Origin of the sequence: Streptomyces sp. S07_1.15, from assembly GCF_020739505.1 — a bacterium.
Taxonomy (GTDB): domain Bacteria; phylum Actinomycetota; class Actinomycetes; order Streptomycetales; family Streptomycetaceae; genus Streptomyces; species Streptomyces xinghaiensis.
The window spans coordinates 2,455,306-2,470,929 of the sequence record NZ_JAJBZK010000001.1 but is presented as its reverse complement, the minus strand read 5'-3'; the positions used below and the strand labels follow the sequence as shown (position 1 = coordinate 2,470,929).

At 73.9% G+C, this 15,624-nt stretch carries 16 protein-coding genes; 9 read left to right on the top strand and 7 right to left on the bottom strand.

Annotated features, from left to right (window positions below; translation table 11 throughout):
• Positions 1-16: 16 nt before the first annotated feature.
• Positions 17-817 (bottom strand): enoyl-CoA hydratase-related protein, encoded by an 801-nt coding sequence (locus LIX60_RS10420; protein WP_227958181.1) that lies wholly within the window; start codon positions 815-817, stop codon positions 17-19.
• Positions 818-1,140: 323 nt separating this feature from the next.
• On the opposite strand from LIX60_RS10420, the gene LIX60_RS10415 reads away from it, so the two are divergent.
• Positions 1,141-1,308: a DUF3117 domain-containing protein gene (locus tag LIX60_RS10415; protein ID WP_003966491.1), complete on the top strand. Its 168-nt coding sequence runs from the start codon at positions 1,141-1,143 to the stop codon at positions 1,306-1,308.
• Between the two features lie 115 nt (positions 1,309-1,423).
• Here the strand turns inward: LIX60_RS10415 and LIX60_RS10410 are convergent, their stop codons facing one another.
• A complete protein-coding gene (locus LIX60_RS10410) occupies positions 1,424-2,092 on the bottom strand; it encodes an O-methyltransferase (RefSeq protein WP_019710190.1) in 669 nt (222 codons plus the stop codon).
• A gap of 140 nt (positions 2,093-2,232) precedes the next feature.
• On the opposite strand from LIX60_RS10410, the gene sigE reads away from it, so the two are divergent.
• From sigE to LIX60_RS10385, 5 genes are all read left to right on the top strand, one after another.
• Complete coding sequence (gene sigE / locus LIX60_RS10405) at positions 2,233-3,027, top strand: RNA polymerase sigma factor SigE (RefSeq protein ID WP_125625498.1); 795 nt, start codon at positions 2,233-2,235, stop codon at positions 3,025-3,027.
• A complete protein-coding gene (locus LIX60_RS10400) occupies positions 3,024-4,040 on the top strand; it encodes an anti-sigma factor (RefSeq protein WP_227958180.1) in 1,017 nt (338 codons plus the stop codon). Before sigE ends, LIX60_RS10400 begins: the two co-directional genes overlap by 4 nt.
• A gap of 113 nt (positions 4,041-4,153) precedes the next feature.
• Positions 4,154-6,199 (top strand): S1C family serine protease, encoded by a 2,046-nt coding sequence (locus LIX60_RS10395; RefSeq protein ID WP_227958179.1) that lies wholly within the window; start codon positions 4,154-4,156, stop codon positions 6,197-6,199.
• Between the two features lie 208 nt (positions 6,200-6,407).
• Positions 6,408-6,893: a sec-independent translocase gene (locus tag LIX60_RS10390; RefSeq protein WP_227958178.1), complete on the top strand. Its 486-nt coding sequence runs from the start codon at positions 6,408-6,410 to the stop codon at positions 6,891-6,893.
• A gap of 117 nt (positions 6,894-7,010) precedes the next feature.
• The gene (locus LIX60_RS10385) at positions 7,011-7,697 is read left to right on the top strand and encodes a hypothetical protein (protein ID WP_227958177.1); all 687 of its coding nucleotides are present in this window, start codon (positions 7,011-7,013) and stop codon (positions 7,695-7,697) included.
• A gap of 102 nt (positions 7,698-7,799) precedes the next feature.
• Here LIX60_RS10385 and LIX60_RS10380 read toward each other — a convergent pair whose 3' ends face one another.
• The 3 genes from LIX60_RS10380 to LIX60_RS10370 all read right to left on the bottom strand — a co-directional run bounded on the left by LIX60_RS10380 (position 7,800) and on the right by LIX60_RS10370 (position 10,909).
• Positions 7,800-8,960 carry an Mrp/NBP35 family ATP-binding protein gene (locus tag LIX60_RS10380; RefSeq protein ID WP_227958176.1) on the bottom strand — a complete coding sequence of 387 codons (1,161 nt, stop codon included), beginning with the start codon at positions 8,958-8,960 and terminating at the stop codon, positions 7,800-7,802.
• Between the two features lie 162 nt (positions 8,961-9,122).
• A complete protein-coding gene (locus LIX60_RS10375) occupies positions 9,123-9,626 on the bottom strand; it encodes a DUF1003 domain-containing protein (protein WP_227958175.1) in 504 nt (167 codons plus the stop codon).
• Entirely contained in the window at positions 9,623-10,909 is a 1,287-nt protein-coding gene (locus LIX60_RS10370) for a magnesium transporter MgtE N-terminal domain-containing protein (RefSeq protein WP_227958174.1), read from the bottom strand. The genes LIX60_RS10375 and LIX60_RS10370 overlap by 4 nt, the downstream gene beginning before the upstream one ends.
• A 169-nt stretch (positions 10,910-11,078) precedes the next feature.
• On the opposite strand from LIX60_RS10370, the gene LIX60_RS10365 reads away from it, so the two are divergent.
• On the top strand, positions 11,079-11,846 hold the full coding sequence (locus tag LIX60_RS10365) for a hypothetical protein (RefSeq protein ID WP_374117836.1): 768 nt from the start codon (positions 11,079-11,081) through the stop codon (positions 11,844-11,846).
• Positions 11,847-11,954: 108 nt separating this feature from the next.
• Here the strand turns inward: LIX60_RS10365 and LIX60_RS10360 are convergent, their stop codons facing one another.
• Together LIX60_RS10360 and LIX60_RS10355 are read right to left on the bottom strand one after the other, a co-directional pair.
• Positions 11,955-12,506 (bottom strand): hypothetical protein, encoded by a 552-nt coding sequence (locus tag LIX60_RS10360; RefSeq protein WP_227958173.1) that lies wholly within the window; start codon positions 12,504-12,506, stop codon positions 11,955-11,957.
• Positions 12,507-12,537: 31 nt separating this feature from the next.
• Positions 12,538-13,674: a magnesium and cobalt transport protein CorA gene (locus LIX60_RS10355; RefSeq protein WP_227958172.1), complete on the bottom strand. Its 1,137-nt coding sequence runs from the start codon at positions 13,672-13,674 to the stop codon at positions 12,538-12,540.
• Between the two features lie 548 nt (positions 13,675-14,222).
• Here LIX60_RS10355 and LIX60_RS10350 point away from each other — a divergent pair.
• Entirely contained in the window at positions 14,223-14,810 is a 588-nt protein-coding gene (locus LIX60_RS10350) for a suppressor of fused domain protein (RefSeq protein WP_227958171.1), read from the top strand.
• 133 nt (positions 14,811-14,943) lie between these two features.
• Positions 14,944-15,582: a DUF6758 family protein gene (locus LIX60_RS10345; protein WP_043470103.1), complete on the top strand. Its 639-nt coding sequence runs from the start codon at positions 14,944-14,946 to the stop codon at positions 15,580-15,582.
• The last annotated feature ends 42 nt before the right edge of the window (positions 15,583-15,624 follow it).

The window sequence follows — 15,624 nt, the reverse complement described above, 5'->3', positions numbered from 1 at the left end:
CTGCCGGTGTGCCGGCTCACCGGCCCGTGAAGCGCGGCTTCTCCTTCCGTACGAAGGCCTCGACCGCGATTGCGTGGTCCTCGGAGGCCCCGGCCCGGGTCTGGAGCTCGTCCTCCTTGGCCAGCGTCTCGACGAGGGTGTGCGTGGTCCCGTAGGCCATCGACTCCTTGAGCGCCGCGTAGGCGAGGGTCGGCCCGCCGGCCAGCTTCCGGGCGACGGCCTCCGCCTCGGCGGCGAGTTCGTCCGCCGGGACCACCCGGTTGACCATGCCCAGGTCCAGCGCCTCGTGGGCGTCCACGGTGCGCGGGAAGAGCAGCAGATCGGCGGCCCGGCCGTGGCCGATCAGCCGGGGGAGGGTCCAGGAGACCCCCGAGTCGGCGGTGAGGGCCACCCCGGCGAAGGACGTGGTGAACGCGGCGGTGGCGGCGGCGATCCGGTAGTCGGCGGCGAAGGCGAAGCCCGCGCCCGCCCCGGCGGCGACGCCGTTGACCGCGGCGACCACGGGCTTGGGCATCCCGGCGATGGCCTCGGTGATCGGGTTGTAGTGCCTGCGCACGGTGTCCATCGAGTTGCCCCGGCCGGACTCCCGCGCCTCGGCCAGCGTGCCGATGTGCTCCTTGAGGTCCTGGCCGACGCAGAAGGCCCGGCCCCGGCCCGTGAGCAGCACGGCCCGTACGGCGGAGTCCGCCGCGGCCTGCTGGAGGGCCTCCCGCAGGGCCTCCTTGATCTCGGTGTTCAGGGAGTTCATGGCGTCGGGACGATTCAGGGTGATCGTCGCGAGTCCGTCGGTCACCTCGTGGAGCACGGTGTCGGCCATCGCCGGCTACCTCCGTCAGGGCTGGTGGGAATGGTGGTGGGCGGTCGGATCACAGCATGACGGAGACGGGCGGCGGCGGACATGTGACCTGCGTCAAGGCGGTGGATCGGCCGGGGAGGCCGGGCGGCGGCGGAGTATGGCAGCCGCATGGGCCAATTGTCAGTATTTGCGGAAGCCCGTTGTGCAAGCGATGCAGACCGATGTTGGTCATCGGGTCCCGCGATGCGGGATAATGGCCTGGAAGCAATCTGTTCGATGCCGGTGACGCTGCCTATCAGGGGCCGTCGGCTGACTGTGAGCTGGTTTCAGGAAGGGGAACGAGCATGGCGGCCATGAAGCCGCGGACGGGCGACGGCCCGCTCGAGGTGACCAAGGAGGGGCGGGGCATCGTCATGCGCGTTCCGCTCGAAGGCGGCGGTCGGCTCGTCGTCGAACTCACACCCGACGAGGCCGATGCGCTGGGCGACGCTCTGAAGAAGGTCGTCGGCTGAGGCCGGGTCACCACACTCGTCCCGCCGCCCCGGCGGGAGCCGCGTACTCCGGTACCGGCTCCTGTCCGGGGCGGTGGCGTGTCCGCGGCCGGGCGGGGCGGAGCGTGCGCCGGGCCTACGGGCCGCGCTTGACCGCGCAGAGCAGGCCGTCGCCGACCGGGAGCAGCGAGGAGAGCAGCACCGTGCTCTCCCGCACGGTGCGCAGCAGTTCGCGCAGCCGCTGCACCTCCAGCGGCTGGGCCGAGGCGTCCATGGTGCGGCCGTGGGCGAAGACGCCCTCGAAGACCACCAGACCGCCGGGGCGCAGCAGGCGCAACGATTCATCGAGGTAGTCGAGGCACTCGGCGCGGTCGCCGTCGCAGAAGACGAGGTCGTAGCCGCCGTCGGCCAGCCGGGGCAGCACGTCCAGCGCGTGGCCGGGGATGAAGCGGGCTCGGTTGGCGGCGAAGCCGGCCGCGCGGAAGGCCTGGCGCGCGAACTGCTGGCACTCGGGGTCGGTGTCCACGGTCGTGAGCACACCGTCCGGCCGCATACCGTGCAGAAGATGGATCCCGGAGACGCCGGTGCCGGTGCCGATCTCCGCCACGGCCTTGGCGTCCACCGTGGCGGCGAGCAGGCGCAGGGCGGCGCCGGTGCCGGCCGACACCGAGCGGAGCCCCGCCTCGCGGGCCCGGTCCCGGGCCCAGAGCAGGGTCTCGTCCTCGGCGACGAACGCATCGGCGAACGCCCAGCTCGTCTGCCGGTTGCCGGTAATGGCCCTCTCCTGTCCCCGTAGTCGACGCAACGGTGACTGTATCCGCTGCCCTCGGGAACCCGCTGATGGGACCGGACGTTAGCCCAGCGGGGAGAAGGAAAGGGGTCGGGAGAGCGGTGACCGAAAAGCGGGTCAAGGATGCTTATCCGGAGCTAACGGGCGAGCTGGCTATGGTAGGTGCTCCACTGGACACCACCAGAGCCACCAGGGGAGGTGCGGCTGCAGCCGGTGACCGGGGGGTGCTCCGCCGCCTCCGCAGGTACTCCGGTGAGCCGAAATCCGTGACCGACACCGCTGACCGTCCGCGTCCCGCCGACTCCACCGCCACCGCGACCTTCTCCACGACGGCGTCGTTCGGTGAGGGGGAGTCCCCCGCGTGGACCCCTCCCACCTGGGAGGAGATCGTCAGCACCCACAGCGCGCGGGTCTACCGCCTGGCCTACCGCCTGACGGGAAACCAGCACGACGCCGAGGACCTCACCCAGGAGGTCTTCGTCCGCGTCTTCCGCTCGCTGTCCACCTACACCCCCGGCACCTTCGAGGGCTGGCTGCACCGGATCACCACCAATCTCTTCCTGGACATGGTCCGCCGCCGGCAGCGCATCCGCTTCGACGCCCTCGGGGACGACGCCGCCGAGCGGCTCCCCAGCCGCGAGCCCTCCCCCCAGCAGCACTTCCACGACGCCCACTTCGACGCCGACGTGCAGCAGGCGCTGGACACCCTGGCCCCCGAGTTCCGCGCCGCGGTCGTGCTGTGCGACATCGAGGGGCTGTCCTACGAGGAGATCGCCGCCACCCTCGGCGTGAAACTCGGCACCGTGCGCAGCCGCATCCACCGCGGCCGTTCCCATCTGCGCAAGGCGCTCCAGCACCGGTCGCCCGCGGCCCGTGCCGAGCAGCAGCGCGCCTTCGCCACCGCGCTCCCGGGACAGGGAGGACTCGGAGGAGAGGTCGGGACGGCGTGACCGGATCGGGCGGCGCGAGCCCCGCCGAGCAGCATCTGGGCGACCGTCTCGCCGCGCTGGTGGACGGGGAGCTCGGCCACGACATGCGCGAGCGGGTGCTCGCCCATCTCGCCACCTGCTGCAAGTGCCGGGCCGAGGCCGACGCCCAGCGGCGGCTGAAGAACGTCTTCGCCGAGGCGGCCCCCCCGCCTCCGTCGGCGGGGCTGCTCGCCCGTCTGCAGAGCCTGCCCGCGGGCGACGGATCACCGGAGGGCCCGGACGGCCCGTTCGGCGGCCCGGTGTCCTCCCCCGGCGAGCGCGGGCCGCGGCCCGGCCGGTCCGCACCGCCCGACTGGTTCACCGGCGGCGGGGCCGAGGCCGCCGTGGCCGTGTCCGGTGAGGCCCGGCGGAGCGGCTTCCGCGTCCACGAGTTCGCCCGCCGCCCCGCGCCCTCCGTCTCCGCCCTGGCGCCGAGTGTGCGCCAGGGGCATCAGCAGCGCAGCCGCCGTTTCGCCTTCGCCGCCGCGGGAGCGGTGTCGCTGGCCGCCTTCGCGCTCGGCGGTGCCCTCCCGCTGGAAGCGGCGGTGGACAGCCCGAGAGGCCGGGCCGACACCGCGGGCAGGGCCGACCGGCCCGGCACCGCGGGGTCCGGCGACGTGGTCGCCGCCTCGGTCGCCGCGGGGGCCGGTTCCGGCCGCTCCGGCGGCGCCACCAGCGTGGACCTTGCGCAGTCCGCCGCACCGGCCGGTCCCGCGACGCCCACCCCGACCACCCACCCGGAACAGGCGCTGAGCCGGCCCGCTCCGCTGCTCCCCGCCGACGCCGCGCTCTCACCGCTCATACGCCACCTCATGAACGCCCGGCTGAGCGACGGGCTCCCGGGCTCCCCGCTCGGCGGCCCGGCGCTCTCCCCCTCCCCGACGACGCTCACCGGGCCCTCCGCCCCGACGCGGACCCCCGAACCCGGGAACCGGGTGACGCCGCTCGCGGGCGGCGCCACGGCCACCGCCTTCCTGCCGCCCGCCGCCCGCTGAGCCGGCCGTTCCGGACCGGCCGGAACCGGACCCTGCGGAGCGGCGCGCGAACCTGGTTGAATCGCACGGTGGACCGCGGGCGGCTCGCGCCGCGGACGGACTGTGGGGAGAACATGAACCAGGGCAAGGCCACCGGCCCGAAGCCGCAGTGGTGGAGCCGCCCGCAGGGCGGCACCGCCCCCGACCCGGCACCGGCCCCCGATCCGGTACCGGCCCCCGAGCCGGCCCCCGCCACCGAGCCGCCCCCCGCCGCCCCGCCCGCCGCGAGCGGCCCGGGTGCCCCCGCCGGTCCCGTCCCCCCTTCCGGCCCTCCGGCTCCCGGGACGCCCGCGGAGGGGCTCCCCGTGCCGCCGCCCGTGCCACCGCCCGCACCGGTCCCGTCCGGCCCGGCTGCGGAACGGCCCGCCGGAGAGCCGCGGCACCCGTCCGATCCCTACGGCACCCCGCCTTACGGCACCCCCGGCCCCTGGGCCCCCGCGCCGCCGGTCCAGCGTCCGCCGGTGACCCCGGCCCGGGGCACCGCCCTGCCGGCGGAGGCGGCGGTCCCTCCGCCGCCGGCCGGGACGGGCGCGGAGGACGCGGCCGCCGGCCGGCTCCCCGCGGCCATACCGCCGCCCGCCGCCGATGCCGCCGTACCGCCGCCCGCGGCGGAACCCGCAGTGCCGTCGCGGAACCCGCCCGTACCGGTCCCCGGCGCCCCGGCGGCTGAGGGCTCCGCGTCCGCCGCCGAGGCCGCGCCCGCGGCCTCTCCCGCCGCCCCCGCACCGGCTGTTGACGCGGCACCGGAGAGCGCGGCGCCGTCGTCCCCGGCAGCCGGCGGTGCCGCACCGGCGCCGGAGCCCGCGCCTGTTTCCGCCGGACCGGGTCCCGTTCCCGCCGGACCGGCTGAAGGGCCGCCATCCGCACCGGCCCCGCCCGCCGCGCCGTCGGCAGCGGGAACCGGCGGGCACTGGGAGCGGTACGACCCCTGGCGCGCTCCCGCCTCCCCGGTCCCCGGGGCGGCTCTCCCCTTCCCGGACGGGCGGGAGCCCGCCGCGCGCAGCCGCCGGAGCCCTTCCCGGGGTGCCCTGCTGACCGGCGCGCTGCTGCTCACGCTGGTGGCCGGAGGCATCGGCGGCGGCGTCGGCGCGTACGTCGAACGCAATGGCGGCGTGGTCGACGTCGCGCTGCCGCAGGCGCCCGCGGAGGACCGCCCGCGCGACCCCCGCAGCATCGCGGGCATCGCCGAGGCCGCGCTGCCCGGTGTGGTGACCTTCCACGTCAAGGGCGGCGGCAAGGAGGGGACGGGCACCGGCTTCGTCCTCGACCGGCGGGGCCACATCCTGACCAACAACCATGTCGTGGAGGCGGCGGCGTCGGGTGGCGACATCTCCGTGACGTTCAGCGGCGGCACGACGGCCGAGGCGGAGATCGTCGGCCGTGACAGCGGCTACGACCTCGCGGTGGTCAGGGTCTCCGGCGTCCGGGGGCTGCATCCGCTGCGGCTCGGCAACTCCGACTCGGTCCGGGTCGGCGACCCGGTCGTCGCGATCGGCGCCCCGTACGACCTGGCGGGCACCGTCACCTCCGGCATCATCAGCGCCAAGGAGCGCCCGATCACCGCGGGGGGCGGGGACGACGGGGGGAGCGACGTCAGCTATGTGGACGCCATCCAGACGGACGCGCCGATCAACCCCGGGAACTCCGGCGGCCCGTTGATGGACGGGGAGGGCCGGGTCATCGGCATCAACAGCGCGATCCGGGCCGCCGACGACGAGACGGGTCTCGGCGCCAGCCAGGGCGGCAGCATCGGCCTCGGCTTCGCCATCCCGGTCAACCAGGGCAAGCGGGTCGCCGAGGAGCTGATCAACACCGGCCGGGCCACCCACCCCGTGATAGGGGTCACTCTCGACATGCGCTTCACGGGCGACGGCGCCCGGGTCGGCGTGGACGACGGCGACCGTCCCGCGGTCACCCCCGACGGCCCGGGCGACAAGGCGGGCATCCGGGCCGGTGACGTCATCACCGCGGTGAACGGCGCCCGGGTGCACAACGGCGAAGAGCTGATCGTGAAGATCCGCGCGCACCGCCCCGGCGACCGGCTGGAGCTCACCCTGGAGCGGGACGGCCGGGAGCGCACGCTGCGGCTGACCCTGGGGTCGGCGAGCGACGAGAAGTGACGGCGGGCCGCGGCCGCTCCGCACGGCCGCCCCTGCCGGAAACCGCCCCCCGGGGGACGCCCGGGCTTCACCGTGCCGTTCCCCCGGCAGTACCGTCCACCCCGCACCGCCGGGTACCGTGGACAGGCCCCGACCTCGTTCCCCCACCGTCCACGGCGGCGGAGACCCACCCGGCAAGCGGGCCGTGGACGTCCCAAGGAGCTGCACGGTGTTCAACGACATAGGCGCACTGGAGCTCGTGGCGCTCGTGATCCTCGCGGTGCTCGTCTTCGGCCCGGAGAAGCTGCCCAAGGTGATCCAGGACACCTCGCGCTTCATCCGGAAGATCCGGGACTTCTCGGAGAACGCCAAGGCGGACATCCGCTCGGAACTGGGCCCCGAGTTCAAGGACTTCGAATTCGACGACCTGAACCCGAAGAACTTCGTCCGCAAGCAGCTCCTGGAGAACGACGAGCTCGGGATCAAGGAGATCCGCAGCAGCCTCGACCTCCGCAAGGAGATGAACGAGGTGGCGGACGCCGTCAACGGCCGGGACGACGACGCGTCCGGCGGCCGCTCCGCGAGTGGTTCCCGTCTCTCCCTGGAGAAGTCCCCGGGTGGTACGGGGAGCGCGGGCGGCGGCTCCGACCTGCTGCGGAAGGGGGACGGGCTGGAGCCGGGCGAGCGTCCGCCCTTCGATGCGGATGCCACCTGAACCAGCCATATGTCCGAACGAAACGACTGGTGTGGTTATCCTCCCTGTGTCCGGGGTCAGCCCGCCCGCTCGGCGGTTCGCCCTTCGGCAACGGGGCAATGAGGAAGGACCACGCAGATGGAGACGACGAGCCGGGCAGGGGCGCAGGGAGCGCTGGAGGAGGCCGGGGGCTCCGGGGCGGCGGCCGGGGACAGGGCCCGGAGGGTCCTGGCATCCCGCCCGGCGGACGGGTATCTGCGGGCCGACTTCCCGTGGTACGGCCTGGACGAGGCGTTCACCGGCCCCCGCTGGCTGACCGGCGTGGGGACCGCCGCCGACGGCACGGTCGAGCACGGCTCCACCGGGCACGGTGAGGTCCCCTCGTACCGGGCGGAGACCGAGGAGCGGGACCAGCGTTTCGTGATCGTCGTCACGGTGGCCGACCGGCCCGTGCGCAGCAGCGCCGACGGCACCGGCACCCTGGAGGCCACCTCGGTCTCCTCGGCCGCCTGGCTCGCCGGCTCGGGCCTGCTCTCCCGCACCTGGCCCAACCAGATGGAGCGCTCGCTCCGCGAGGACTGGCTGGAGCAGCAGACGGCGATCGCCTGGGAGCTCGCCGACGACCTGGACGGCCCCGCCTGGTCGGTGCTGTCGCTGCCGGTCGACGGGGTGCCCACGCCCTTCCGCCACCGCGAGTCCGAGTACGGCTGGGTGCTGGCCGGCGAGGCGCCCGGCGGCGTGCTCCTCGGCGCGTACGGACGCGGCATGAGCCCCTACGGACTGGGCTTCTCGGCGATCAAGGACATCGCCGGGTACGCCGGCTGAGCGGAGAACGGCCGTGGGCCCCGTGCCCCCGCCCCCGTCCAAGGGGCGGCGGAACGGGGCCCACGGCGCGGAAGCTCCCGGACGGCCGGGAGTCCGCGGGGCTCAGAACTTGTTGCGCGGGGTGATCCCCAGCGCCATCCCCGACAGCCCGCGCTTGCGGCCGCCGAGCTTGCCCGCGATCGAGCGCAGCGCGCTGCCGGCCGGGGACTCCGGGTCGGTGAGCACGATCGGACGGCCGTCGTCGCCGCCCTCGCGCAGCCGGACGTCGATCGGGATGGTGCCGAGCACCGGCACGTTCGCACCGGTGGTCCGGGTCAGCCCCTCGGCGACCCGCTCACCGCCGCCGCTGCCGAAGACGTCCACCAGCTCGTCGCAGTGCGGGCAGGGCATCCCGGACATGTTCTCGACCACACCGACGATCTTCTGATGGGTCTGCACGGCGATGGAGCCGGCCCGCTCGGCGACCTCGGCCGCCGCCTGCTGGGGCGTGGTGACCACCAGGATCTCGGCGCCGGGGACGAGCTGCGCCACGGAGATGGCGATGTCGCCCGTGCCCGGCGGCAGGTCGAGCAGCAGCACGTCCAGGTCGCCCCAGAAGACGTCCGCGAGGAACTGCTGGAGCGCCCGGTGCAGCATCGGGCCGCGCCACACCACGGGGGCGTTGCCGGGGGTGAACATGCCGATGGAGATGACCTTCACGCCATGCGCCGAGGGCGGCATGATCATGTCCTCGACCTGGGTCGGACGGGCCTCCGTACCCAGCATGCGGGGCACCGAGTGGCCGTAGATGTCGGCGTCGACGACACCGACCTTCAGCCCGTCGGCGGCCATCGCCGCGGCGAGGTTGACCGTCACCGAGGACTTGCCGACACCGCCCTTGCCGGAGGCCACCGCGTAGACGCGGGTGAGCGAGCCGGGCTTGGCGAAGGGCACCTCGCGCTCGGCCTTGCCGTCGCGGAGCGCGGCGGCCAGCTCCTTGCGCTGCTCGTCGCTCATCACGTCCAGCTCGACGCTCACGGAGGTGACGCCCTCGACGGCGGAGACCGCCTCGGTGACCTCACGGGTGATCGTGTCGCGCAGCGGGCAGCCGGACACCGTCAGATACACGCCGACCGCGACGGAGCCGCCGGCGGCGATGTCCACCGACTTGACCATCCCGAGCTCGGTGATGGGGCGGTGGATCTCCGGGTCGTTGACCGTCGCGAGGGCGGCGCGCACCGCCTCCTCGGAGGGTGCGGAGACGGGGGGAGTGTCGGTAGCCATACCGTCGATGGTACGGCGCCCGCGCGGCTGTGCGGACGGCCGGTCCGGGAGGTGCGTCACAGTTCCCGGAGCCGGGGCGCGGACGGGTGCGGACGGGCCGGGCGGCGGGCCGCGCGGCGGGTCCGGGCCCGGACGGGAGCGGGGCGGGGGCCGGTCCCGCCGTCAGCGTTCCGCGGAGCGCTCGGCGGCCGCCGTACGGCCCTCCAGCTCCTTGAGCAGGTCCTGGAACTCGGAGCGGATCCAGTCCCGGGTGGCGACCTCGCCCAGGCCCAACCGCAGGGCGGCGATCTCCCGGGTCAGATACTCGGTGTCCGCGATGCTGCGCTCGTTCTGCTTGCGGTCCTGTTCGAGGTTGACCCGGTCCCGGTCGTCCTGCCGGTTCTGCGCGAGCAGGATCAGCGGCGCGGCGTAGGACGCCTGCAGGGAGAGCATCAGCGTCAGGAAGATGAACGGGTACTCGTCGAAGCGCAGCGCGGCCGGTCCGAAGGTGTTCCACAGCAGCCACAGCACGATGACGACCGTCATCCAGACGATGAACCGCCCGGTGCCGAGGAACCGCGCGATCTTCTCGGAGACGCGGCCGAAGGCCTCCGGGTCGTACTCGGGCATCAGGCTGCGGCGGGGGGCCCGCGGCTGGTCGAGGCGGGTGCGTTCGGTCGTGCTCATCGGCTGCCTCCGGACAGGTTCTCGATGCCGGCCGGCCCGTGGAACTCCGTCTCCCGCCAGTCCTCCGGGAGCAGGTGGTCGAGGACGTCGTCGACGGTCACCGCGCCCAGCAGCGAACCGCTCTCGTCGACGACGGCGGCCGCGACCAGGTTGTAGGTGGCGAGATAACTGGTGACCTCGGTCAGCGGGGTCTCGGGGCGCAGCGGCTGCAGGTCCTTGTCGACGATGGAGCCGACGAGGGTGAACGGCGGGTCGCGCAGCAGCCGCTGGAAGTGCACGGTGCCGAGGAACTTGCCGGTGGGGGTCTCGTCCGGCGGCCGGGTGACGTACACCTGGGCGGCGAGCGCGGGGGAGAGGTCGCTGTTGCGGACCCGGGCCAGCGCGTGGGCGACGGTCGCGTCCGGGCGCAGCACGATCGGATCGGTGGTCATCAGACCGCCGGCCGTGCGCTCCTCGTACGACATCAGCCGCAGGACGCCGGCGGCCTCCTGCGGCTGCATCAGCGCGAGCAGCCGGTCCTTGTGGCGCTCGGGCAGCTCGGAGAGGAGGTCGGCGGCGTCGTCCGGGTCCATCGCCTCCAGGACGTCCGCGGCGCGCTCCTCCTTGAGCTTGCCCATGATCTCCACCCGGTCGTCCTCCGGGAGCTCCTCCAGGATGTCGGCGAGCCGGTCGTCGTCGAGGGCCGAGGCGACCTCCACGCGGCGCTTGGCGGAGAGATGGTGCAGCACATTGGCCAGGTCGGCCGGGCGCAGCTGTTCGAAGGTGGCGAGCAGATTGGCGGCGCCCTGGCCGTGCTCCTCCAGGGAGAAGCCGGTGACGGCCGACCAGTCGACGGTCAGCGCCTCCCCGCGCCGCCGCAGGGGGCCGCCCTTGCCGCGCCGGACGAACACCTTGTCGACCTCCCAGTCGCGGCGGGCCGGGAGCTGGATGATCCCCACGTCGAGCACCGTCACCTCCTCACCGCCCTCCACCAGGCGCACGCGCCGGTCGAGCAGTTCGCCGAGCACCAGGGTCTCGGTCGCCCGCTGCTCGAAGCGGCGCATGTTCACCACACCGGTGGTGATCACCTGCCCCGACTCGACGCCGGTCACCCGGGTCATGGGGACGAAGATGCGCCGGCGGCTGACCACCTCGACGACCAGACCGACCAGCCTCGGCGGTCTGTTCCCCAGCCGCAGCATCGCCACGAGGTCCCGGACCCGCCCCACCTGGTCGCCATTGGGATCGAACACCGGGACACCCGCGAGGTGCGAGACGAACACCCGGGGGGTGCCTGACGCCATGGCGCGGGTCTCCTTTGCCGGGAAAAACGGGCTGATGACTGGGTTCAGGCTAACGTGCCCCGGTCCCGCCCGCCGTGGTGCCGGCGGCGGCCCGCGGGCCCGCCGGGGGGCCTGGACAGCACCGGTACGCTGCCGTCGAGTTCCCCCGCACTCAGGAGGCACAACCGACGTGACCGCACATCTCCGGACCACGGCCGCCGCCCCCCGCACACGCTACGCGGCGTCTGCGGCCGCGGTGTTGCTGGGCCTCACCGCGGCCCTCACGGGATGCTCCGCGGAGGAGCAGGATCCGGACGCGGGAACGAACGGGGTCGGCAAGCTCTCCGCCAAGAAGATCGAGAGCCGGGCCATCAAGGCGGCGGACGCGGCCGACGCCGTCCGGCTGTCCGGCAACGTCGTGAGCAAGGGCCGGACCTACGAGCTCGACATGCGGCTCAGGGAGGACGGCGGCAGCGGCCGGGTCACCACCGGCTCCAGCACCTTCGAACTGCTGCGCGTCGAGAAGGACCTCTATCTCAAGGCCGACGCGGCGTTCTGGAAGAGCCAGCAGGAGAAGCCGAGCAAGGCCGACGCCGAGGCGGCCGGGAAACTCGACGACAAGTACGTCAAGGTGCCCCCGGCGGACCCCGCGTACCAGCAGTTCACCGGGTTCACCGACATGAGCGTGCTGCTCGACGGGCTGCTCGTCCTGCACGGCGACCGGTCCAAGGGGGAGCGCACGGAGATCGGCGGCGTTCGCGCGATACGGGTGGCCGCAGGTGGCGGCACCGGCGGCACCATCGACGTCTCCCTGGAGGGCACGCCGTATCCGCTGCGCTTCCAGCGGGCCGGGGACGCGGGGGTCCTCCGGCTCACCGACTGGAACAAGGACTTCGGGCTCAAGGCCCCGGAGAAGGATGACATCGTGGACTACGGGCAGGAGATCACCACGGAGTGACGGGCCCGGCCGCGCCGCCGGGCGGTGCTTCCCCGCGCCGCCGGGCCCGCTCCGATCGGCCCGTTCCGCTCGGCCCGTTCCGCCCGGCCCGGCCCGGCCCGCTCCGCGTCAGCGGCGCCCGCGCCCCCGCAGCAGCAGCTTCGGCAGCGCGCCCGGCGCCGCCCGCCGGGTGGTGGCGGGCGTGGCCGGCGGGGCGGCGGCCAGCGAACCGTCCGGCAGCGGCGCCGGGCCGCCGGCCGGGGTCAGCCGCAGCACCCGGCACTCGCGCGCCCACCGCTCGGTGATGGTCTCGGAGTCGGGCGCGTTGAGCCGCTTGCCCTTGAGCTCGGCCACAGCCGCGGCCCACTCCCCGGAGCCGGGCGGGAGTTCGGTGACGGCGGCCTCGAAGGAGACCAGCCGCCCGCCCTTGTCCTTGCTCCGCACGGTCACCGTCGCGGTGGCGCGGGCGCCGTCCGCCCGGCCCAGCCCGGTGAGCGGCTGCTCGCCGGGCCCGTCGCCGACCACGCACACGGCGCCCTCGTGCCAGATGTGCCACAGGGCGCGGTCGGGGCCCTCGGAGCCCCGTACCCAGACCAGTGCGGACTTCTTCGCGGCCTCCTCGACGATCGCGCGTTCCAGCGGCGTCGCCGGCGCCCCCGTCTGCCCCTGCGTGCTTGTCATGCCCGCCAGCCTACGCAGCCGCGGCGGGCGGTCACAGCCAGCCGTTGCGCTTGAAGAGCCGGTACATGGTGAGGCAGATCCCGGCGATCGCCGCCATCACCACGGGATAGCCGTACTTCCAGTCGGTCTCCGGCATATAGGAGAAGTTCATGCCGTAGACCCCGCAGATCATGGTGGGGACGGCGATGATGGCCGCCCAGGCCGTGATCTTGCGCATGTCCTCGTTCTGCGCGACGGTCGCCTGCGCCAGATTGGCCTGGAGGATCGAGTTGAGCAGGTCGTCGAAGGAGACCACCTGTTCATTGACCCGGGCGAGGTGGTCGGCGACGTCCCGGAAGTAGGTCTGGATCTCCGGGTCGACCATCCGCATCGGCCGCTCGCTGAGCAGCTGCATCGGCCGCAGCAGCGGTGACACCGCCCGCTTGAACTCCAGGACCTCGCGCTTGAGCTGGTAGATGCGCCCGGCGTCGCCGCCGCGGGTTCCGCCGCGGGTCCCGCCGCCGGCCGGCGCCGAGCTGAAGACATCGATCTCGACCTCGTCGATGTCGTCCTGCACGGCGTCGGCGACCGCGATGTAGCCGTCGACGGTCTGGTCGGAGATGGCGTGCAGCACCACGGACGGCCCTTTGACCAGCAGTTCCGGGTCGTCCTCCAGCCGGTGGCGGAGGCCCCGCAGGGATCCGTGGCCGCCGTGCCGGACGGTGATGACGAAGTCGCGGCCGGTGAAGCACATGACCTCGCCGGTCTCCACGACCTCGCTGGTGGCGGTGAGTTCGGCGTGCTTCACGTAGTGGATGGTCTTGAAGACGGTGAACAGGGTGTCGTCGTAGCGCTCCAGCTTCGGCCGCTGGTGGGCGTGGACGGCGTCCTCGACGGCCAGCGGGTGCAGCTCGAACTCCCGGGCGATACCGGCGAATTCGGCCTCGGTCGGCTCGTGCAGGCCGATCCAGACGAAGCCGCCCTCGGAGCGCACCCGTTCCACGGCGGCGGCGGGGGAGAGGCGGTCGCGGCTGCGGCGGCCGTCCTGGTAGACGGCGCAATCCACCACGGCGCTCGGGGCGTCGGGGCAGCCCGGCGGTACGGCCGCGCCCGGGTAGGGGTGTCCCTTGCGCAGGGAGGGGCGGAACGACGGGCGCACCGCCGCTCGCAGGTCGCGGATCATGGACATGGCAAGCTCCTTCGCGGGCCGGCCACCGGGCGGACGGGCAGCACTGCCGGGAATGGGGGCGTACGGCGGCGTACGGCCGAACGTCCGCAAAGCCGGCGGTGCGGCGGGTCGCGCGGCGAGCGGCGGGTATCGCTGCGGACACGGAACGGGATGGAGACGGAATGCTCTTCCGCCGTGCGCTGCGGAACTCCGCGGTGACGGTCTCCGGGTGCCCTCGGGCGGTGGGGAGAAATCCTGGGACCGGACGATTACCGCGCTGCGCGGTGGGGTACGTCAGGGCTCAGATCGCGAGGAACAGCCGCGGTGCGGAAGAGCTGCCGGTACTGCACGGTCGACTCGGATCCATGTGCAGCCCCACCTCCTCCGGTCGGTCCCCCGTGGGGGAAGCGCCGATCGCGGCGCGTGCCGCGAGACTGACATCCGGCCGCGTTCGGACGGTGCTCTCGCACGCGCGTCCTGGCCGACGGCTCAGACTAGCAGTCATATGTGATGCCGGGACGACTCCGTGCGGGCGCCCCGCCCTTCTCCCTCGCGTCTATGCTCGCCCCATGTCCCACGTTTCGCAGCTGGTGGAAGCCCGGCTGAGCTCCGCACTCGGCGAGCCCGAGGCCCGCGCGGCCGTCACCTTCCTGGGCGCGGACCGCATCGAGGTGCTCCGCTTCCGCGACGAGGGGACCGTGAGATACGCCACCCTCGGGATGTCCGCCCACCCCATGACCGACCCGACGGCCGTGACCGCCGACCCGGTGCGCGGCCCGCGCGCCGAGCTCGTCCTGTCCGTCCGTCCGGGGTACGCGGACACCGACCAGGTGTTCAGGCCGCTGGCCGTGCTCGCCGCCTCCCCGCAGGTGGAGGGCGTGGTGATCGCCCCCGGCGCCTCGCTCGACCTCGGCGAGCCGCTCTGGCCCGGGGCGCCCTTCGGCTCCGTCCTGGTGGCCGAGCCGGGCGGCCTGGTGGAGGACCTGGAGCTGGACGAGCCCATGGACCCCGTCCGCTTCCTCCCCCTGCTGCCGATGACGGCCAACGAGGCGGCGTGGAAGCGGGTGCACGGCGCCGCGGCGCTGGAGGAGCGCTGGCTGGCCCACGGCACGGACCTGCGCGATCCGCTGCGTGCGGGCGTCGCCCTGGCGGACTGACAGGGGCCGCCGGCGGGCCGTGCCGGATACGTCCGCGGGATGTCATATGCGTCCGGCGTTTGTCGGACTTTTGCGCCCCCGGACGAGTGATCGTCCTTGACGCGACGGGTGCCGGAGAGGACCGTTGGTCCTTATGAGGGGTGAACCGAGTTGCCCGAAGTGCGGTGGGAGGGTCCGGCCGCCCGGACTCTTCGCGGACACCTGGCAGTGCGATGTGCACGGCACGGTTCATCCCCTGCAGCCGGTCGTCCCGCCCAGCGTCGAAGCCCTCACGGTCGTGGTGAAGCGGGCCCGGGTCCCGGTGTGGATGCCCTGGCCGCTGCCGGTCGGCTGGCTGTTCACCGGCATCGCCTGCGCGGGTGACGACCGCAGCGGCGGCCGCGCCACCGCCGTCGCCTGCTCCGGCCCCGGCCCGCTGGGCGGCATGGGCGAACTGCTGCTCGTCGCCGAGGAACTGGGCGTCGGGCTGGGTGCCCGCTACGCGGGGATCGACGGCCCGGACCCCGGCCCCCATTTGCGCGTGGACGACCCGCCGGACGTGAAGCTGCACGCGGCCGGCCGGCCCACCCCCCTCTGGCCCGTCCGGGAGGTCCCGCCGGACCGGGCCGTCTTCGCCGGTGAGGCGCTCGGCATGTGGCTCTGGGCCATCGTCTGGCCCGAACAGACCGGGCTGCTGATGTACGACGAGCTGGTCCTCACCGATCTGCGGGACGCGGGCGCCGAGGTGGACCTGCTGCCCTGCGGCGCGCTCTCCCCGCGCCTGCTCACCTGATCCCGCGCCTCGTCCGGTCCCGCACCGCCCCCGGCGGGCGGC

What these genes read in the sequence shown, in the direction of transcription:
- LIX60_RS10380 (WP_227958176.1), bottom strand. Translation starts at nt 8,960, where the DNA reads ATGGCTACCGACACTCCCCCCGTCTCCGCACCCTCCGAGGAGGCGGTG.
- LIX60_RS10420 (WP_227958181.1), bottom strand. Translation starts at nt 817, where the DNA reads ATGGCCGACACCGTGCTCCACGAGGTGACCGACGGACTCGCGACGATC.
- LIX60_RS10395 (WP_227958179.1), top strand. Translation starts at nt 4,154, where the DNA reads ATGAACCAGGGCAAGGCCACCGGCCCGAAGCCGCAGTGGTGGAGCCGC.
- LIX60_RS10415 (WP_003966491.1), top strand. Translation starts at nt 1,141, where the DNA reads ATGGCGGCCATGAAGCCGCGGACGGGCGACGGCCCGCTCGAGGTGACC.
- LIX60_RS10350 (WP_227958171.1), top strand. Translation starts at nt 14,223, where the DNA reads ATGTCCCACGTTTCGCAGCTGGTGGAAGCCCGGCTGAGCTCCGCACTC.
- LIX60_RS10360 (WP_227958173.1), bottom strand. Translation starts at nt 12,506, where the DNA reads ATGACAAGCACGCAGGGGCAGACGGGGGCGCCGGCGACGCCGCTGGAA.
- LIX60_RS10375 (WP_227958175.1), bottom strand. Translation starts at nt 9,626, where the DNA reads ATGAGCACGACCGAACGCACCCGCCTCGACCAGCCGCGGGCCCCCCGC.
- LIX60_RS10345 (WP_043470103.1), top strand. Translation starts at nt 14,944, where the DNA reads ATGAGGGGTGAACCGAGTTGCCCGAAGTGCGGTGGGAGGGTCCGGCCG.
- sigE (WP_125625498.1), top strand. Translation starts at nt 2,233, where the DNA reads ATGGTAGGTGCTCCACTGGACACCACCAGAGCCACCAGGGGAGGTGCG.
- LIX60_RS10370 (WP_227958174.1), bottom strand. Translation starts at nt 10,909, where the DNA reads ATGGCGTCAGGCACCCCCCGGGTGTTCGTCTCGCACCTCGCGGGTGTC.
- LIX60_RS10355 (WP_227958172.1), bottom strand. Translation starts at nt 13,674, where the DNA reads ATGTCCATGATCCGCGACCTGCGAGCGGCGGTGCGCCCGTCGTTCCGC.
- LIX60_RS10385 (WP_227958177.1), top strand. Translation starts at nt 7,011, where the DNA reads ATGGAGACGACGAGCCGGGCAGGGGCGCAGGGAGCGCTGGAGGAGGCC.